This is a genomic window from Pseudoflavonifractor sp. AF19-9AC, assembly GCF_003478995.1.
Classification (GTDB): Bacteria; Bacillota; Clostridia; order Oscillospirales; family Oscillospiraceae; genus Lawsonibacter.
Map to the genome: position 1 here is coordinate 276,918 of NZ_QUGI01000003.1, position 19,677 is coordinate 296,594.

The 19,677-nt window shown below is 55.6% G+C and carries 15 protein-coding genes, 1 tRNA gene and 1 pseudogene; 13 read left to right on the forward strand and 4 right to left on the reverse strand.

Annotation, left to right across the window (positions count from 1 at the left end):
• Positions 1-3 precede the first annotated feature (3 nt).
• From DWX58_RS06925 to DWX58_RS06935, 3 genes are read right to left on the reverse strand one after another with little or no spacing between them, the layout of a single operon-like run.
• The gene (locus DWX58_RS06925) at positions 4-672 is read right to left on the reverse strand and encodes a glycerol-3-phosphate acyltransferase (RefSeq protein WP_118642321.1); all 669 of its coding nucleotides are present in this window, start codon (positions 670-672) and stop codon (positions 4-6) included.
• A gap of 3 nt (positions 673-675) precedes the next feature.
• A complete protein-coding gene (der, locus tag DWX58_RS06930; protein ID WP_118642323.1) occupies positions 676-2,001 on the reverse strand; it encodes a ribosome biogenesis GTPase Der in 1,326 nt (441 codons plus the stop codon).
• Positions 2,002-2,025: 24 nt separating this feature from the next.
• A complete protein-coding gene (locus DWX58_RS06935) occupies positions 2,026-3,414 on the reverse strand; it encodes a DUF512 domain-containing protein (RefSeq protein ID WP_118642325.1) in 1,389 nt (462 codons plus the stop codon).
• A gap of 246 nt (positions 3,415-3,660) precedes the next feature.
• Between DWX58_RS06935 and DWX58_RS06940 the strand changes: the two genes are divergently transcribed.
• Positions 3,661-4,992, forward strand: coding sequence for a sodium-dependent transporter (locus tag DWX58_RS06940; protein WP_118642327.1), 1,332 nt, complete (start codon positions 3,661-3,663; stop codon positions 4,990-4,992).
• A 53-nt stretch (positions 4,993-5,045) separates the two neighbouring features.
• Here DWX58_RS06940 and DWX58_RS06945 read toward each other — a convergent pair whose 3' ends face one another.
• A complete protein-coding gene (locus DWX58_RS06945) occupies positions 5,046-6,254 on the reverse strand; it encodes a cation:proton antiporter (RefSeq protein ID WP_118642329.1) in 1,209 nt (402 codons plus the stop codon).
• A 492-nt stretch (positions 6,255-6,746) separates the two neighbouring features.
• Between DWX58_RS06945 and DWX58_RS06950 the strand changes: the two genes are divergently transcribed.
• From DWX58_RS06950 to DWX58_RS07005, 12 genes and pseudogenes are all read left to right on the forward strand, one after another.
• Positions 6,747-6,831, forward strand: a tRNA-Leu gene (locus tag DWX58_RS06950).
• A 228-nt stretch (positions 6,832-7,059) separates the two neighbouring features.
• Positions 7,060-7,407: pseudogene (locus DWX58_RS06955) on the forward strand (flavin oxidoreductase); the annotation flags it as partial.
• Positions 7,408-7,594: 187 nt separating this feature from the next.
• Complete coding sequence (locus DWX58_RS06960) at positions 7,595-8,653, forward strand: hypothetical protein (RefSeq protein ID WP_118642331.1); 1,059 nt, start codon at positions 7,595-7,597, stop codon at positions 8,651-8,653.
• A gap of 192 nt (positions 8,654-8,845) precedes the next feature.
• On the forward strand, positions 8,846-9,292 hold the full coding sequence (locus DWX58_RS06965) for a translation initiation factor 2 (RefSeq protein WP_087327443.1): 447 nt from the start codon (positions 8,846-8,848) through the stop codon (positions 9,290-9,292).
• 133 nt (positions 9,293-9,425) lie between these two features.
• Complete coding sequence (locus DWX58_RS06970; RefSeq protein WP_243093296.1) at positions 9,426-10,316, forward strand: toprim domain-containing protein; 891 nt, start codon at positions 9,426-9,428, stop codon at positions 10,314-10,316.
• Between the two features lie 74 nt (positions 10,317-10,390).
• Positions 10,391-11,299, forward strand: a complete 909-nt coding sequence (locus tag DWX58_RS06975; RefSeq protein ID WP_118642335.1) for a hypothetical protein — start codon at positions 10,391-10,393, stop codon at positions 11,297-11,299.
• Positions 11,300-11,334: 35 nt separating this feature from the next.
• Positions 11,335-12,069, forward strand: coding sequence for a class D sortase (locus DWX58_RS06980; protein WP_118642337.1), 735 nt, complete (start codon positions 11,335-11,337; stop codon positions 12,067-12,069).
• A gap of 141 nt (positions 12,070-12,210) precedes the next feature.
• Entirely contained in the window at positions 12,211-17,397 is a 5,187-nt protein-coding gene (locus tag DWX58_RS06985) for a SpaA isopeptide-forming pilin-related protein (RefSeq protein WP_118642339.1), read from the forward strand.
• A gap of 81 nt (positions 17,398-17,478) precedes the next feature.
• Complete coding sequence (locus tag DWX58_RS06990) at positions 17,479-17,850, forward strand: single-stranded DNA-binding protein (RefSeq protein WP_118642341.1); 372 nt, start codon at positions 17,479-17,481, stop codon at positions 17,848-17,850.
• Positions 17,850-18,767 (forward strand): hypothetical protein, encoded by a 918-nt coding sequence (locus tag DWX58_RS06995; protein WP_118642343.1) that lies wholly within the window; start codon positions 17,850-17,852, stop codon positions 18,765-18,767. The genes DWX58_RS06990 and DWX58_RS06995 overlap by 1 nt, the downstream gene beginning before the upstream one ends.
• Positions 18,764-19,261 (forward strand): hypothetical protein, encoded by a 498-nt coding sequence (locus tag DWX58_RS07000; RefSeq protein ID WP_118642345.1) that lies wholly within the window; start codon positions 18,764-18,766, stop codon positions 19,259-19,261. Before DWX58_RS06995 ends, DWX58_RS07000 begins: the two co-directional genes overlap by 4 nt.
• On the forward strand, positions 19,258-19,677 hold the full coding sequence (locus tag DWX58_RS07005) for a synapsin-1 (Synapsin I) (protein ID WP_087937034.1): 420 nt from the start codon (positions 19,258-19,260) through the stop codon (positions 19,675-19,677). The genes DWX58_RS07000 and DWX58_RS07005 overlap by 4 nt, the downstream gene beginning before the upstream one ends.

Sequence of the window (19,677 nt, forward strand, 5' to 3'; positions counted from 1 at the left end):
GAGTTATTTCTTTTTATGCAGGCTGAACTTGTTCTCCGTTCCGGTGAGCAGCCGATGGATGTTGCCCCGGTGCATATACAGAATCAACAGGCCGATAAAGGCACCCAGGAAGGTGATGACCGAGCTCCGGTAGACAAACCAGGTAATAAAGGGGAAGGACGCCCCAGCCCAGCAGGAGCCCAGAGACACATACCGGGTGAGAATGGCCAGGACCAGGAAGCCGCCCCACACCACCAGAGCGATGCGCCAGTCGATCATAATAGCAATGGCTCCGCCGGAGAGGATGCCCTTGCCGCCCTTGAAGTGGAACATACAGGGGAACATGTGGCCCAGCAGGCAGAAGAGGCCCGCCCAGTACTTGGCCAACGTGACCACGATGGCATCATCCACGACCATATTGCGGAAGAGCATAGTACCAACCAGAATGGCCACAACGGCCTTCAGCACGTCCGTGAGGATAACCACAAAAGTCAGGGGGCCGCCAAAGGTGCGGAAGAAGTTGGTCAGGCCCGCGTTGCCGCTGCCGTGGTTGCGCACATCATCCCGCAGGATATACTTGGAGACAATGACCGCACCATTGAAGCAGCCGCAGAAATAGGCAATCACCGCGGTCAGCAGAGCTGGTAGCACCAATGAAGGTGCTATCACCTCGAGCGCTGCCAGATTCATCATGGCTTACCCCTCCTTGTCACCCTTCTGCCGGATGGTCATGCGCACGGGGGTGCCCTCCAGGCCAAAGGTGCTCCGAATTTGATTTTCCAGATACCGCTGGTAGGAGAAATGGAACAGCCGCGCGTCGTTGCAGAAGCAGACAAAGTGGGGCGGACGGATGCCCGTCTGGGTCATATAGTAGATCTTCAGCCGCCGGCCCTTATCGGTGGGAGGCTGGACCCGGGCGGTGGCATCGGCCAGGACATTGTTGAGCATACCGGTGGAGATGCGGGTGGCCGCCTGGTTGTTGACGTAGTTGATGAGGTCAAAGAGGCGGTCCACACGCTGACCGGTCAGGGCAGAAATAAAGACGATGGGGGCGTAGGTCATGTAGCTCAGGTCCCGCATGACATCCTGACGCATCTTGTCCATGGTCTTGCCGTCCTTCTCGATGGCATCCCACTTGTTGACCACGATGATGCAGGCCTTGCCCGCCTCGTGGGCCAGACCGGCCACCTTGGTGTCCTGCTCGGTGACCCCCTCCCGGGCGTCAATGAGGATAAGACACACGTCGCTGCGCTCGATGGCCATGGTGGAGCGCAGGACGGAGAACTTCTCCACCCGGTCGTCCACCTTGGACTTTTTCCGCATGCCGGCGGTGTCAATAAAGCGATACTTGCCCTTCTCATTTTCAAAGAAGCTGTCCACCGCGTCCCGGGTGGTACCCGCCACGTCGGAGACAATCACCCGCTCCTCCCCCAGGATCTTATTGAGCAGAGAGGACTTGCCCACGTTGGGCTTGCCGATGATGGCCACCTTGATGGTGTCATCCTCTTCCTCCTCCTCGTCCTCAGGGGGAAAATATTCAAAGCAGGCATCCAGCAAGTCCCCGGTGCCGTGGCCGTGAACGGCGGAGACGGCGATGGGGTCCCCAAGACCCAAGTTGTAAAACTCATAGATGTCCGGGTTCTCCCGGCCCACCTGGTCGACCTTGTTCACCGCCAGCACCACAGGCTTCCGGGAGCGCAGGAGCATGTTGGCCACGTCCTGGTCGGCGGCGGTCATGCCCGTCTTCACGTCGCAGACAAAGACGATGACGGTGGCGGTCTGGATGGCGATCTCCGCCTGCTCCCGCATGAAGGAGAGGATCTGATCGTCGGTACCCGGCTCAATGCCGCCGGTGTCCACAATGTCAAAGACCCGGTTTCTCCACTCACACTGGGCGTACAGCCGGTCCCGGGTCACACCGGGGGTGTCCTCCACAATGGAGAGACGCTGGCCGCACAGCTTATTAAACAACATGGACTTGCCCACATTGGGCCGTCCCACGATGGCCACTAATGGCTTCATCCTATCACACTCATTTCTGGCAGTTTATCCCCGTACGCCGGGGTTATAGCGGTAATATTCGTCCTCAGGCAGATTGGGCATGGAGGGAGGCGGTGCCGTCTGGATGCCGCACATGGCGTCCAGCAGCTCATAGCCGTCCTGGGCGGTGGGAATCACCGGCACCCCCAGTTCCCGCTCCACGTCGTCCAGGGTCACGTCGTCCAAAAAGACCCGCTCCCCAGCCCGGAGCATATTGGCCGGAATCAGAAGCCGCTCACCCAGCGGCTGTCCCCGCAGCTGGTCGATGAGGTCCCTGCCGGTGACCAGTCCGGCCACCGTGATGGTCTCCCCGAAAAAGCGGTTCAGAATGGGATATACCTTCCCTTCTATTTTACCACAGCGGGCCCAGGCCATGTCTACTAATTTTTCCAAAAACGGGGCGGCAGACACACCGGTGGCAATGGAGAAGGGGGTGGCTCCCGCCATCTCCTCCTCTTCCATGAGGTCAAGGCCCCGCCCGAACTCACTCATCAGCAGGCGGAGCATGCCCACGCCGTTGTCCAGCTGGGTAAACTCCTCAAAGTAACTCTCTTCAGGCAGCTCCCGTCCAGCCAGCAGGTAAAATTCGTCCGAACACCACACCAGCCGGGTTTCCTTCTCCTCCAGATGCTTCTGGGCGAAGGCCTCCACCTGGTCCACTAGGGCGGCCGCCTGCTCCCGGGTATAGGGCTTCAGGGGATAGAGCCCCTCCCGGTACTTGGTCACCCCCACCGGCACCACCGAAATGCTGTTCACCGACGGATACATCCCGGCCAGATCCGCCAGGGTCTTGTCCAGGGCCGGACCGTCGTTGATGCCCGGGCAGGAGACAATCTGGCAGTTCATGGTGATGTGGTTCTGGGCAAAGCGGCGCATGATCTCGATGCCCTCCCCCGCCCGGGGATTTTTCAGCATCTCCGCCCGCAGCTGGGGATCGGTGGTGTGGACGGATACGTTGATGGGCGAAATGCGCAGGTCAATGATCCGCTGAACCTCCCGGGGCGAGAGGTTGGTCAGGGTGAGGTAGTTGCCCATAAGGAAGGACAGCCGGGCGTCGTCATCCTTAAAATATAAGGTGGGGCGCATGCCGGGGGGCATCTGGTCCACAAAGCAGAAAATGCAGTTGTTGGCGCAGGAGCGGGCCCGGTCCATGAGGTAGGTCTCAAACTCCAGCCCCAGGTCCTCCCCTTCGCTCTTCCGCAGCCGCACCGTGCGGGTGTTCCCCTCCGGGTCCCGCAGCACCAGCTCCAGCCGGGGGTCGTAACTATAAAATTTGTAGTCCAGCACATCCACAATCATGTGGCCATTGATCTGGGTCAGTGTCTCTCCCACCCGCACACCTGCGCGATGGGCCGGGCTTCTGGGCTCTACTGCCCGAATGACCGTCATGCTCATGGATGATTCACCGCCTGTACACAAAATACACCTTCAAAGGCGTTCTTTTTATTTTACAATAGAGTACGCCCTATTGCAAGATAAACCCCTCTGTTTCCCCACCCTTTCCGGGATTTTTTTACTGATTTTTCCACCCCCTACTCTTCACTTCGCCTGCTTAAAACAAATTCTTGCTTTTTGCTGCTGCTATGGTATGATTAAAGGACCCGGCTTCTATGTCCGCCGGGGTAAAGGAGTGGATTTACTGTGACACACAGCACAAAGCGGGACTCCTGGGGCTCCAAGTGGGGCTTTATCCTGGCCTGCATCGGTTCTGCTGTGGGAATGGGCAACATCTGGCTCTTTCCCGCCCGCGTCTCCAAGTATGGGGGCGCCACCTTTCTGATCCCTTATCTCATTTTTGTCGTGATTATCGGCTCTACCGGCGTCATCGGTGAGATGGCCTTCGGCCGGGCCACACGCTCCGGTCCTGTGGATGCCTTCGGCGCTGCCACCAAGATGCGCTTCGGCTCCGCCAAGCCTGGGCGGCTGCTGGGTCTCATTCCGGTGCTGGGCTCTCTGGCCATGGCCATCGGCTACTCCGTGGTCACCGGCTGGATCTTCAAGTACACCGCTGACGCTCTCACCGGCACTCTCTCCTCCCTGCAGAGTGTGGACGCCTTCAACAACCACTTTGGAGCGGTGTCCTCGGGCAACACCCTATGGCAGGTGGTGGGCATGGCCGTTACTATCGCCATTATGGCCTTCGGCATCGGCCGGGGCATCGAGCGGGCCAACAAGATCATGACCCCTCTCTTCTACGTCCTGTTCATCGGACTGGCCATCTATCTGGTCACCCTGCCTGCTGCCGCTCCCGGCTACCAGTACATCTTCGTGCTGCAGCCTGAGGGTCTGCTGGACCCCATGGTCTGGGTCTATGCCCTGGGTCAGGCCTTCTTCTCCCTGTCTGTGGCGGGCAACGGCACCCTGATTTACGGCTCCTACCTCAGCCGTGACTCCAACATTCCGGCTGACGCCCGCATGGTGGCTCTCTTCGACACCTGCGCCGCTATGCTGGCCGCTCTGGTTATCATCCCGGCCATGGCTGTGGCTGGTCAGCAACTGAACAACAGCGGTCCGGGCCTGATGTTCATCTTCCTGCCCAACGTTCTGACCTCCATCCCGGGAGGATGGCTCATCTCCATCATCTTCTTCCTGGCGGTGATTTTTGCCGCCCTCACCTCTCTCATCAACCTCTTTGAGGCCCCCACCGCTACCCTCCAGGAGCTCTTCCACCTGAAGCGGCCTGCGGCGGTCGCCATCATCGGCGCTCTGGGCATTGGCGTGGGCCTGCTCATCGCCCCCATTGTCTCCGACTGGATGGACGTGTGCTCCATCTACATCTGCCCGCTGGGCGCTTTGCTGGCCGCCGTCATGTTCTTCTGGGTGTGCGGCAAGGACTATGTGCTGGAGCAGGTCAACCTGGCCCGTTCCAAGCCCTTGGGCGCCTGGTTCTTCCCCATGGCCAAGTATCTGTTCTGCGGCGTGACGCTGCTGGTACTCATTCTGGGTGCCTGCGTTCAGGGCGGTATCGGATAAACAAGAATAAGAAAAGCGGGGGCTTCCAAAGAAGCTCCCGCTTTTTTCATCTTTTATGCTTGCGCTGCGGATTGTTCCTCAGGCTGAGCTACCATATCGTCCCGGTGATAGAGCACCTTGAGCAAAATCGGGGTCACGATTGCAGAGACCAGAATCAGAATAATCACGCTGGTGAAGAACATGGAGTTCAGAAGGCCCAGCAGAAGGCCCTTCTGGGCCACGATCAAAGCCACCTCGCCCCGGTTCATCATACCCACGCCGATTTTCAGCGAATCGCTGCCGGAAAAGCCGCACAGGCGGGCCATGCCGCCGCAGCCCACCACCTTGGACAGCAGAGCCACCACCAGGAAGGCCACGGTAAAGAGCAGCAGAGTGGTGTCCATTTCACCCACATTCGTGCTCAGTCCGATGGAAGCAAAAAACAGGGGGCCAAAGATGATGTAGGAGTTGATATCCATTTTCCGCTCAATGTAGGGGGCGTCATCCAGATTGGAGAGCACCAGACCGGCCAGGTAAGCGCCGGTGATATCCGCAATGCCGAAGTACTCCTCGGCGATGTAGGCCATGGCCAGGCAGAACGCCAAAGCCAAGATGGGAACCCGGCGGGTACGGGGATGGTTCTGATCAATCCAGGCAAAGGTGCGGTAAATGATGTATCCCACCACACCGGCAAACACGAAAAACAGAAGGGTATTCCAGGCCACCATCACCAGCGAGGTGCTGGGGTCCTTCAGGCCGCTGATCAGAGTCAGGACAATGATGCCCAGCACATCGTCGATGATAGCCGCCGACATGATGGTGGTCCCTACTCGCTCCTTCAAATGGCCCAGTTCCCGCAGAGCCTCCACCGTGATGGAGACGGAAGTGGCCGTCAGGATACAGCCAATAAACAGGGCCTCATAGAACAGATTCCGCTCTGTGCTGGCTCCACCGTAGAAAAACAGGAACAGTCCCGTTCCTGCCAGCAGGGGAATCAGCACACCGGAGGCCGCAATGGCCAGCGCCTTGGGACCGCTGCGCATGATCTCCTTGGTATCAGATTCCAGTCCGGCAGAGAACATTAATAGTACTACGCCGATCTCTGCCATCTGGGTCAGGAAGTCAGAGGGCTCCACCAGATGGAACATACAAGGACCAATGAGCAGACCTGCAACAATATTGCCCACCACACTGGGCATTTTCAGCCTCCGGGCAGCTAATCCGCAGAACTTTGCCGCGACCAGGATAATGGCTATATCACGAAAAATCCCATATGATTCCATACATACTCCTCCCAAAAAAATCAATCCGGGCAGATATTGACTGCCGTCGGTTCCTGCTGACGTCCGGTCAAATACCCCCCCGTTAAGCTGTTACAGGATAGCTCGAAACCAAGTGCAAGTCAATGGAAATAGTGCTCAGATTTCCCTGCTTTTTGCCTTTGTCATGCGCGTTTTGCATAAATTTTATCATTTGTTTTTGTCGGATGCATCAATTTCTTTATGAATCCCCGTTATTTTACCCTTTTTCTTTTTCCTTTTTTACCGGAGATCTATGAGGCACAATCCGCTTCTTCTCACCGGGTTTTCATTGACTTTTTTCTCTGCTTTGTGTATCATTATGCTAATCTTTTCTCTTGCACCCTAGGATGCAGCATTGAAAAATTGAATCTGCGGGCATGATGGAATTGGTAGACATGCGAGATTTAGGTGCTGTCATCTCAGTGAAGAAGTTTTTGTAAAAATAGCGGTAGGGTGTTCCTGCTGCTCATATATGCGGGTATGATGAAATTGGTAAACATGCTGGATTTAGGTTCCAGTGCCGCAAGGCTTGTGGGTTCGAGTCCCACTACCCGTACCAACTAAGGTTGCTGAAAAAGATGCAACCCCTGAAACCCTTGCTGCGGCAAGGGTTTCAGCCGTTTCAGAGGGCAAAATCGAGTACCAGTCGAGATGGAGATGCAAAAGTCCATTTTTGTGATGTGGGGTGATTCGAACCTCTGAGCAAACAGAAAACAGCAAGAGAAGCTCCTGTTGGTAGTTCAAATCGAACTGCCATCCGGGGCTTCTCTCTTTTTATTACGCAGCTGTTTCAGTAGCGGAGCAGATGGTGGCCTGCGACTATGTGGGCATTGAGTCTGGCAACCAGGTAGCGGACAAAGTAGCAAAGGCCGGATGGAACACCACCAAATCAGAATTTGTGGACGCTCCTCTCATCGATGAATTGCCTATGGCGGTGGAGTGCCGTCTGGTAAGCTATAGCCCGGAGAACTGCCGTCTGGTGGGTGAGATCGTGAATGTGAGCGCCGACGAGTCCGTACTGGACAAGAACGGCAAGATTGCCCCAGACAAACTGAGGCCCATCACCTTTGATCCCATCCACAACGCATACCGTGTGCTGGGCGAGAAGGTGGGCAACGCCTTCCAGGACGGCGCTATCCAAGTAGGTAATGTGTTCGGATTTATCATTTATATTGAAAATGTACTTCGAAAGACAAGGACAGGGGCAAAGCTCCTGCCCTTGTCTTTTTTCACAGCTGAGTATATAATTTTTATATCAATAAATCTAAATGTTTGCGGCAGAACCTTTAATTAGCACATCTCATTCAAGAGAGGAGGCCTCTATGAAAAGGCAGTTATTCCTATTGATTTCTCTGTTGCTCTGTTTGGTGCTGTCTGCTTGTGGTAGCAAAGGCAGCATTTCTGGCGAGGTAGTGGAAGCTACTCCATCGGCTCTCATTCTGCAAACGAACGAGGGTAAACAAGTGGCTGTCCTGCTGGAAGAGAATACCTATATCATTGGTATGGACGGTATTGATGGTGATAATTACAAGGCCGAACCTCATACAGGCGTCCGGGTTAGTTTTTACTCTGAAGGGCGTGCCGGATCTATTACCACAGCAGATGGTGAGCAGGTGAAAGCCTACCACGCCGACCCTTTCATCCATATAGATGCCTACTTGATTCCGGAGGCTGCTGTCTTGTCTGATGGTACTGTACTAGATGCGTGGAAAACAGACTTTTTCGGTGCCACCTATCAAACCAAGGACGGTATTGAGTTGCTGCGGGAAGATGCTCCAAATGGTCCAGAAAATTACTATGTTGGGAATATGGAGAGCATTGATGACCTCAGCGAAGCAGCCAAGGCCCATGTAGCCGAATTCTACGAAAAACAGGGCAAGCTGTACGATTTGCAGGCAGAACTGGAGCGGGCATGGACAGCATACCAAGCAGACCCCAAGGCATTTTCTTCCTTTGTAGTTAGACAAGAGACTTCCCCTGCTGCCTCCAATGAACAAGTCTTTTATTTTACGACAACCTTAACGAAAACAATCAGCGGAAACATTGCTCAGGATATTCCCCTTTGCGCCGCCTTTAATCGGGAAAATGGGGGCAATATTCCGCTTGTTGACCTATTTGTCTGTCCAAAGGAAGATATTGTTAAGGAACTCTTAGACATAGCTGAAAAGAACGGCTCTGGCCCTGCTGACCCGGTGGTGAAAGAAGAAATGGAAGCTGCTTTTCAGATGGAATACCTTTATTTTTTACAGGATAGCCTATGTTTGGAATTCCCACAAGGAACTCTCCCTAGCCAAGAATATACCTACATAGTTTCGGTTGCGTTTAACGATGAGTGCAAAGCCCTCTTGCACCCTTGGGCCGTACCCACCCAAAGTAACTAATAACAGCGAGAGAAGCCCCCGCTGGTAGTTCAAATCGAACTGCCAACGGGGGCTTCTCTCTTTTTATTACATAGCTGTTTCAGTTGGTGGTATTGCTTGCTTTGTCCTTGGTTCCTTGGTGGTCTTGGTAATAGCTTTCTGACATGGTTTTGGATATACTTGCGTTGCAAAACGAGGAAAGGAGAGCAGACCATGGCAGACAAGAAAAACCTATGCGCTCAAATCGACATCGCCCTGCACAACCGGGTAACAGAAGAAAAAGACCGCCTGGAGATGACCACCAGCCAGTACATCGCAGCACTGCTCACTGAATACTACAAGATGAAAGATGAGAATGGAGGAATCAACATGACAGGCAGCAGAACGATGGCATTCCAGATTCCCGAGGAACTCTTCCAGCGCATCAAGACCCACCTGGCCAGAGAAACGGCTCGGACCGGCGTAAAGCTCACCCAGCGAGACTTCGTCCTGGGCCTGATCGAGCAGGCGCTGGCGGAAGCTGAAGCCAGCCTGGCCCCACAGGAGGGCCCTGAGAGCACCGAGGAAGCCCCGGAGGACAACGGAGCCGCCGGTACCACCCCAGACGCCAGCGAGGCCAGCACGGAGGCGGAGAGAGGCACAGCGGACATCGAACAATAACACAAGGCGTCAAAGCAAGGGGCCGGAGGACACATCTCAAACAGATGCGTCCTCCGGCCCCTTTTTTGTTTTTCCTAGAAGGGGGGTGAACATGATACAAACGTCAGAAAAAACTCGTTTTACAGAGGCTGAAATGGCCACTGTCCGAGACACGGACCTTCCAGATCTGCTGATCTCCCTGGGCTACCAGGTGAAGCGGATCGGCAGGTACTACACCACGCAGGAGATGGACAGCATCCGGATCAAGGACAGACGTACCTGGTTCCGCTACTCAGAGGGCATCGGCGGAGATGCCATCACATTCCTCCAGCGGTTCTATAACAAAAGTTTCCCGGAGGCCGTGGAGTACCTGTTGACCTGGCATGGCCGCGCCCGTGACTCTCCCCCGGCCAGCACTCTGCGGCAGGCCAAGGAAAAGGAGAAAAAAGTTCCCTTTACCCTCCCACCTGCCAACGTGGATCACCGCAGGGTGTTTGCCTATCTCCGCAAGCGCGGGATCGCGCCCCAGGTGATTCGGGGCTTTGTGGAGGCTGGATTGCTGTACGAGGACGCCCAACATCACAACTGTGTCTTTGTTGGCCGGGACCAATCAGGAGCGCCGGTATTTGCCAATCAACGAGGAACCTATGATTGGAACGGCAGCAGCTTTAAGGGGGATGTCCCAGGCAGCAATAAGGACATCGCATTTCGACTTTACTGCAGCAAGAAGCATGATGCAGTTCTTGTCTTTGAGGCCCCAATCGACCTGATGAGCTTCTGCACCCTGCACCGGAAAGTAACCTCCAACGCGGTGGCACTGTGTGGGCTGTACGAAGGAGGACTGCGGACCTATCTGCGAGACAACCCACACATACGCCGGATTATTCTGTGCCTGGATAACGATGAACATGGTCGGCAGGCAACCCAAAAGCTCCGAGAAATGTTCTCCGCAGAGGACTATGAGGTGTCTCAACAACTTCCTCCACAGGGAAAGGATTGGAATGAGTATCTGCTGCAACGAAATGTGCTCCGGGAAAGGGGGTGACAATTTCCAAAAGAAGAAATAACAATATGATTTCCGGCAAATCAAAAGAAAAATTGTTGTAGGAGGAATCCAGTATGAAACGCATTTTGACCACGATGTGCGCCCTGACCCTGCTCCTGGCGGCATCTGTCCCTGCTCTGGCCGTTGAACCGGAGCAGAGTGCCAGTTACTACCCCACATCGGTGGAGGAGTATATGGAGGGAGACAGCCCCAGGATCAAGAAAGTGTACCAGCTGTCCCTGGCAGATGACCCATCCCAGATTCCCACCGAGGATTTTGAGCGGGATGGCCGCCTCTATTATCTGCTGGATATGACGCGGAAGGACGAGGTTGGGGTGGACATCCAGACCATCACCCAGACCAAAACTCTGGCCAGCGAGACCAACAATATGGAGAAGATCCTCCAGAGTCTGGAACCACAGATGGAGGTAACCACAGAGGACGGTTATACCGGCACTCTGACACTGGATCATACCACTGTTAAGGTAGCGGCAGACGGTTATGCTACCCGGACAAAGGATCTCTCCGCCACCCGCACCTATCCCAATCTCTCGGAAGCGGATCTATCTTTGATTCCAAAGAGCATTGAGGACAATGGAAAAAGCCTGACTCTGGCAGACGTCCAGTGGGCCGAGACCAGTGAAGCCGGGGCGGATGGGGCCGTCACCCGATATACTGCCACCGCCAAATATACCGGCACTACCAGCAGCACCTATGCTACCGGCTACACTGTTACGGCAGACTATACCGGCCAAGTTTCCAAAACCAACTGCTCTGTGTTGACTTATACCGCCATTTTCGGCAGCATGGAGGTCCCCGAGGCGCAGACAGACCCAGCCCCCACAAATACCCCTTCCAGCGAAAACTCAAATGGGGCCACGGCAGAAATTGACATCAAACAGCCCCTCCTGATTGGCGGTGCGGTTCTCCTACTGACTGCAGGTGGGGTTTTCCTGTTCAAGCGGTACAAAGGAAGGAGCTGATTCAACTGAAGCTGAGAGCACTTCTGCTGGCCACCATGCTATGCGCCCTATGTGTGGGCCAGGCCAGCGCCCTGGAATATACCATGGAGGCCCCGGACGATTACCTGTTCGGCAGACCTACCAGCGATGACACCATCTACGAATGGGAAGATCCCAATGTAGACCGGAGTAAGAACACCGCCCTGATCCCGCCTGGATTTGGCACGCCTACCAGTTACCTCCCCGGCAGCGGCGACCCTCTGACGCCCAATCTTATCCCCAGCGCTCTGGATGGCGGCGGGCTGGTGTCCCAGACAGGGAGCGTCAACTATCCTGTGATCGACACAGAAAATGGGGGCAGTTCTGGCCAGGACGTCGGCTATACTGCCGTCACCAGCGATCTCTACTACTCCGGCGGACATCTGGGGACGCTCAAGATCCCGGCTATCGGCCTGTCTACCAAGGTCTACGAAGGGACAGACAGCAGCACTCTGGCAAAAGGGGCCGGTCATTTCCCTGGCACTAGTATCTGGGACGGCAACTGCTGCATTGCGGGTCACAACCGCGGGGTCCGGGATGATTTTGGAGACCTGCATACCCTGGAGCCAGGCGATACCATTACCTGGACCACCAAGCTGGGCACACGCACCTATCAGGTGGTCAGTGTAGAAAAGGTATTGGAGACAGATACCAGCGGCACCGCCACTACCAGTGACAACCGTATCACGTTGTTTACCTGTGTGCGGGATCAGCGGGCATACCGCTGGTGTGTCCAGGCTGTGGAATGCTAAACGCAGTGCATCTCCCAAATTGGGAAATGCACTGCGTTTTTTTCGCTTAGTTTCTGCGAAACCCTGACTGAATTACTTCCAGAAAGAGGTGATGAACAGATTGTTGTTCATGCCTCTTTCTGTCCATTTTAAGGAGGGCTTATGAAAAAACTGCTTTCAATGTTTTTGGCCTGCGTTTTGCTGCTTGGAATTCTTCCGACCTCCGCTTGGGCCGCGGATAGTGTAGAAGCGGCGCTGGGCGAAGTGGACATTTATAACGGCGGATATGAGCTGGGTTATCTGTCCATCAACGGCGCTGTCAAGAAGCAAGACTACACCTATTTCATGTATAAGAGCAATGATGGGACAACCAAAGAAGTTCCGGCATATTGTGTGAATCCGTATCTCAAAGGTGTTCCCCAAAAGGTAGAACCCGGCGAAAGCATTAAATATCTTGCGGAGGAACGCTCCAGCGATCCCAAGGTGGTGGGCATTATCTCCAACGGTTACCCCCACCGCAGTCTGGGTGAACTGAATTTGGATAACAAGTATCAGGCGTATTACGCCACAAAGATGGCCCTCTGGTGTTATTTGCTTTCCACCTGGGACATCAACAATCTAAAGGTGGCCCCCGGCCTTTCCGGTTCTGAACTGGACATTGGCAACCGCATCCTGGCCGCCGCCAAGGACATCTACAAGCGCGGCACCACCTACAACTATATGCTCACGCCCAAAATGACAGCCACCCCAGACCATTCCGTGGCCTATCCTGTCAGTGTTGAGGGTAAGGACTACTATCAGCAGGTGTTTACGGTTTGGAGCGAGACATGGGTCTACGATTACGACATTTCTGTCGCCTTCCAGGACCCCTCCGCCGTTCCCAATGGCACCCGGATCGTCAACATGGACAACCAGGATGTGACCTCTGTTGCTGCGGAAGGAACCGGAGACGGCTACTCCGCTCAATTCAAGGTGCTGTACCCCGCGGAATCCATCCAGAACCAAAGTGGCAGCGTCCAGCTTGCACTGTCCGCCTCCGTGGCGCAGTATGCCGCCATGTATGCCATCTGCCAGGAGAAGGATAAGTACGGCGACCTGCAAAATTATATCTGCGACCTAGATAACAATGTACGGCTGGATGTGGCTGCTATCAGCAACTATTATGACGGTCAGGACCCCGACCCGGATGAGACCGCGCTGAAAATCGTAAAGCTGGAGGAGGGCACAAAAATCCCACTGGAGGGCGCGGTGTTCTCTGTGTACGATCCAGAGGGACGCAAGGTTGGCTCTTTCTCTACTGGCCCGGACGGGACCGTGGTAATCCCTCTGACCCTTGAGGGCCACTATACGGTAACCGAGGAGATCCCGCCCCGGTATCATCTTTTGCCGGATGAGCGCACCCAGCACGCGGATGTGGAGTACAACAAGATTGCAACCCTGACTTTCTGGAACGCCCCCTACGGCTCACTTCGGGTGGAGAAAAAGAGTGACACTGGAGATCTACTTTCCGGTGTAACCATCCAGATCAAGCACTTGGAGAGCGGCCAGACCCGGAGCGGTCAGACCACCACCGGAGGTTCCATCACCTTCGACCAGCTTGAACCCGGCGCATGGGAAGTGCGTGAGCTGGCAGGAATCGAGGGCTGGAAAGCTGTGACCGATACCGTTCAGACGGTCAATGTGGTGTCAGGCGAGGAATCCACCGCTACCATTATCAATGAAGAACTTCCTGGTCTGCGGATCATCAAGTATGACCGAAAGACGATGGAGCTTATGCCGGATGTGGCGTTTGAGATCTTCCGGGATAATGTTTCCCTGGGCATCTTCCGTACCAATGAACAGGGCGAAATTCTCCTGGTCAACCAGCCCGAGGGCAGTTATCGGATCGAGGAACGAAACCCCGGAGACGATGAGCATATTATAGATACCACCCCCCAATATGCGGAGTTGACCACGGGCATGGGCATTGTGGAACGGGTGTTTTATAATGACCAGCTGCCCGGCATCCATCTTATCAAGGTAGACAGTGCGGATCTCAGTAAGCCGATTGCCAATGTCAAATTCCGCATTGAGGCGGTGGACGGCTCCTGGGGACCGGAGGAATATACGACTTTGGAGGATGGGACCATCGACCTCTCCAAGCTCCCCGTGGGCGCTTATGTGGTGACTGAACTGGAGTGTCCGGGATATGTGATTGACGAGGCACAGCGGATCATCCACCTGGATGGAAATGAGACGGCCCAGTTTGTCTTTACCAACAGCAAGCTGCCTTCCCTCCGCCTCACAAAAATCAGTTCGGATGGCTCCGCCCTGGCCGGAGTGACATACAGCCTGACCCGGATTGAGGATGGCAGCCGGTATATGGATCAGACCACTTCCAGCACAGGTACGATCATTTGGGAGGGCTTACAGCCCGGAGTATACTCCCTAAAGGAAACCGACACAGTATCAGACCACATTTTGGACGAAAAGGAATATCATGTAGAATTATTCCCCGGTAAGGACAGCACCATCGTTTTGGAGAACGATAAGAGGCCAAACCTCACCATTTGGAAGCGTGACGCAGACAGCGGCGCTCCCGTGGAGGGCGCAGTTTTCCTTGTAAAGACAGCAGACGGCCACAGTGTGGCCGAGGTGACCACTGGCCCGGATGGTTCCGCCAAGGTCCCCAACCTCCTGCCTATGGTCTATGAGGTAATCGAGAAGTCTGTGCCGTCGCCTTACCTGCCGGACGCTCCCAGCCAGCTTGTCACTCTCTATCCCAATCGGGACAGAGAGGTATATTTTGAAAACCACAAAAAGCCGTCTGTCACCATCCAGAAGGAAAACTCCGTCACGCATGACCCCATTGAATCCGCCGAGTTTCACATCACATGGTCCAGCAATAAGACGGAAACTGGGGAACAGCGGGATCTGGGAACCTTCCAGACAGATGAGGCGGGTCAGATCATCCTGGAGGCCATTGAGGATGGCTGGCTGAAAATTGAGGAGACCAAACCTGCGCCTGGCTTCCAGGCTCCCGACAATCCTGTTACGGAGGTCTATGTCAAGGGCGGCGAAAACAAGACCATCACCATTTCCAACATCCCCCTGTCAGCGTTGGTGGTCTACAAGCAGGACAGCGTGACCGGGGCTGGAATCTCCGGCTGCCGCTTCCAACTGAAATATCTGGGTGGTGAGGTCAGCGGCAGCGGTGGCACCGTGATCGGCACTTACACGACTTCGGCCAACGGCTCCTTCACTGTCACTGGGCTCAAAAAGGGCTACTACATCTGCGAGGAGTTGGAGAGCGACAGCAGCCACGTGATTGACGCCGCGCCCCAGTCCTTCTATATTTCCGGCGAGGATCAGGACATCGTGACCCTCTACTTCTCCAACGCCCCCAAGGGAGGCGTCCTGGTCAAGAAGGTATCGGCAGCAGACAATTCCCCGCTCTCCGATGTGGAGTTCCTGGTGACAAAATCGGACGGCTCCGTGGTGGGTGATGCCAACGGCAAGTTCGTGACGGATTCCACCGGCAGTTTTCTGGTGGAAGGGGTAGAACCTGGAACTACACTGGTCATCAAGGAAACCCGTGCCAAGCCCGGCTTCCTGCTGGATGATGCACCTCAGACCGTTCAGGTCAAAGAGGGCCAGACCGTCACCGTAGAATTTCGGAACCAGCCTTTGGGCAATCTGGTAATTGAGAAGTGGGGACGGAACGGCTCTACGGAAGTCCCCCTGGAGGGCGTCAAATTTGAGATTAAGTACGCCAATGGGCAGTATGTGGATGCCGCAGGAGGCACGTTGTCCAGCAATGGTATCTATTATTCCGACTCCACAGGTAAGGTCATCCTGTCCGGGATCACTGGCACGGTGGTAGTGACTGAACTTGAGAGCGTGCCTGGGTACACTATCGACCCGGATAGCCAGAGCCAGACTGTCACCATTAACCCCAATGACACACAGACGATCCGATTTTATAACAATGCTGTGGGCGGCGTGGAGTTGATTAAAGTCTCCGAAGCGGACAAGACGGAGCGCATCCCCAATACCACCTTTGAAATCCGGCGGGTGTCGGATGATGCCCTGGTGGACACCGTGACCACCGGGGAGAGCGGCAGCGTCTTTGTAACACTGGAGGATAACAATTATTATGCCGTGGAGATCGAGAGTGCCGAGGGGTTCAAGCTGGACAGCACGCCCCATTATTTCACCATAAAGAATGGGCAGACCACGAAACTGACCGTAACCAATGCGCCCATGTCCGGCATCCTGCTTCACAAAATTTCTACTGCTGATGGTAAGGGCATCCCTGGTGTGTCGTTCATCCTGTATGACAGCGGCCACAACCCCATCGACCAGCAGACCACCGACGACCGAGGCTATGCCTGGTTTGAGGACTTGACCGAGAGTGGCCGGTACTATCTGCGCGAACTGGAGAATGAGGGGTATATCCCAGACACCCAACTCCGTACAGTCTATGTCAAAGCTGGGGAAACCACATTGGTAGAGTGGGAAAATACCCCCATCACAGGACAAATCCAAATCGTCAAGAAGTCCGCCGACTACAACCCCACCAACGGACTGCCTGCTGGAACACTGCTGGAGGGGGCCGTGTTTGAGATCTATGATAAAGCGGGTAACCTGGTAGACACCATCCGCTCTGATAGCCGAGGGCTGGCCGTGTCCAAACCTTTGCCTCTCTCCCGCTATACCATACGGGAGGTCAAGGCTCCGGCCAATTACGGCGTAAATGAAACGGAACTCACTGCCTATCTTGAACATGAGGGACAGATCGTCAAATTTGAGGTGACCAACAAGAGCCTAACTACCGGCGTATCCATCACCAAAACCGGCCCCAAGGAGATCATGGCAGGCCAGCCGGTACGCTATACCTTCTCCGGCATCGCCAATAGCTCCAATGTCCGGCTGGACAACTTTTATTGGCGCGATACCCTCCCCGCAGAGGTACGGCTGGACACGGTGGTCACCGGAACCTATAACTTCCCCGGCACCTATAAGATCACCTATCGTGTGAACGGCGGCGAGTATCGGACCCTGGCAGACAACCTGTCCACCAGCAAGAACTACACCCTGGCTGCCTCGGCCACCGCACTGGGCCTTGCCAGCAATGAACGGGTCACAGAGGTCATGTTCGTCTTTGGACAGGCCCCTGCTGGCTTTGCCCAGGTAGAAAAGCCGTACCTCCACTGCACCGCCGTGGCCAACCTGGCCTCCACCTCCTTTGTCAATGTGGCCGACGTGGGCGGCGTCTACAACGGCCAGTGGGTGCAGGCCGTCAGCCGTTGGGTAACTACGGTGTACGGCAAACCTGTCATTCCCACCCTGCCCCGGACGGGGTATTAAGCCCTTGGGGGACTCACAAAAGCTGTGAGTCCCCCTCTTTTTTACAACCAATTATTCTAACAGAAAAAGGAGAAATGAACGATGTTGAAGATCACTGCCACTGGAAATCTGACCAATGATGTGGAGCTGAAGATGAACGAAACCACGGGCAAGCCCTATGCCATCCTGCGCATTGCCTCGGACCGCCGCTATCGAGATCAGGAGGGCAACCGGCTCACCGACTTCATCTCCATCAAGGTGCGCGGTCCCCTGGCCGAGTTCTGCGCCGCCTATGCCTGGAAGGGCTGCAAGTTGGCCGCCTCCGGCGACTTCGAGACCATCACTTTTTCTGACGATCCCACCCGCCAGCCCGGCTTCCTGATCAAGGCTACGGAGGTGGAGCTCCTCTCCCCCCGTCGGGCAGAGGATGCAACCGCTGCCGGGCAGAACCAGGCCGAGTGTGAGGCCGCCTGATGAAGAACACTGGGATCATTTACAGCAGCACAGAGCGCACCCCTGTCGTGCTGCCTGAGATGGCCGAGCTGCTCCCGCCTTTGAGCGAGGAGCAGCTCGGTGCGCTGGAGGCGGATCTCCTGAAAAATGGGTGCTATACCTCCATCATCGTCAATGAGGATCTGGTCGTCATTGACGGGCATAACCGAAAATCCCTGTGCGACAAGCACGGCCTGCCCTATCAGATGCTGGTGTTCGCCTTTGACGATCTGCTGGAGGCCAAGCAGTGGGCGCTGGACACCCAGAAGGGCCGCCGCAACCTGGACAAGTGGGAGCTGGGCAAGATCGCCCTGAAGCTCAAGCCGGAACTCGAAGCCAGGGCCAAGTCAAATCAATCCGCTGCAGGCGGTGATAAAACAGACAAGGGAGCGCTTTTGGTGAATTCACCAAAAGCGCTCCCCCCTGTGAACACGCGTAAAGAGATGGCACAGGCAGTCGGCATCGGAGATCAGACCATGGGGCGTATTATGCAGATCAACGAGCACGCCCCCGCAGCGGTCAAGGAGGCGCTGGACAAGAAGGAACTGTCCATCAACCAGGGCTACCAGATCACCAAGCAGGTGGAGGATCTGCCGGAGGAGCAGCGGGAGCAGGCCGCCCAGGAGGCGTTGGACATCCTGAGAGCAAAAAAGGAAATCCAGGAAAAGGACGCGGAGATCGACCGTGAGGGGAAGATCGCCGGAGTCTTCTGCAAAGCATACGAAAAGGCGGTCCTGCTGGACCCCACAGAAGAAAATGTCCGGATCTGGGCTAAATGCACCCGCATGACCAGGGACGAGATGGAAGATACGGTGAAAGAATCCCGTGAATTGGCGGAGGTGTTTCGGACCATTGCCGACCTCATGGAGCGCCTCCTGCCGGAGAGGGGGACGCTATGACGGAAATGAGTGTCCGCCAGTGGCAGGAGCGGTTCCGTGCCGGGGATTTTTCCTCGAAAGATCGTGCCGTTCAGTGTGAGGCCGGGTGGTATGACTGGTTCTGTCAGGATGACGCGCTGGCCGGACGGCTCCAGAAGTTGAGCAAGGTGGTCATGGGGATCACCGACCCCTATATCCTGGACCACTACTATGTCTGGTTCAAGAACAACTGCCCGCTGTCCGGCCCGCTCTATGATGACGTGCGGTTTGAACCGCTGCATGGTGACCGCAACGGGAGATATTTTGTGGTCATCCGGGACAGTCCCCATGAGACCCATAAGTGGACCATCTACACGGAGCGCCATGGATTTGAACAGCCGGAATTCACCTGTGCAAATGTGCGGGATATGCTCCGCCATATCAACACCATGGCCCCGGAAACCTGGCGCGATGATCCGCAGCCTGCAAAAACACCGCGTTCCCCTCAAAAAAAGCGAAAGGAGGCAGAACGATGAACCGGGAAAACGCGGGTGCCAAGCCGACTGCTCCGCCCAGACTGCCGCCAGAGGCTGAGCAGGAGATCCTGGAGGCATTGTTCGAGGGGATGGAGATCCACTCCAGCGAGATCGCTGCAATCCTGAAAAAGCATGGCGTGTGCGGGGATGTGGAGGCCCTCCAGGACAGCTACCGCAAGCGCCTGGGCCAGCGTCTCATGGCCAGTCTCCGGGATGATACCGGGCGGCGTGAGGTGCTGGCCAACGGAAAAGGCAGCTATGTAGTGCTGGAGGGCTGCGGCGACAGGCGGCAGCTCAAGCAGATCCACCGCCGCATCCAAAACCAGATGAATGGGCTGGATCTCTCGGCGCGGAAAGTGTCCGGCAGGCTGACTGTTCTGGAACGGCTGTCCCACAAGTGGAGAAGGGCTGGTTGA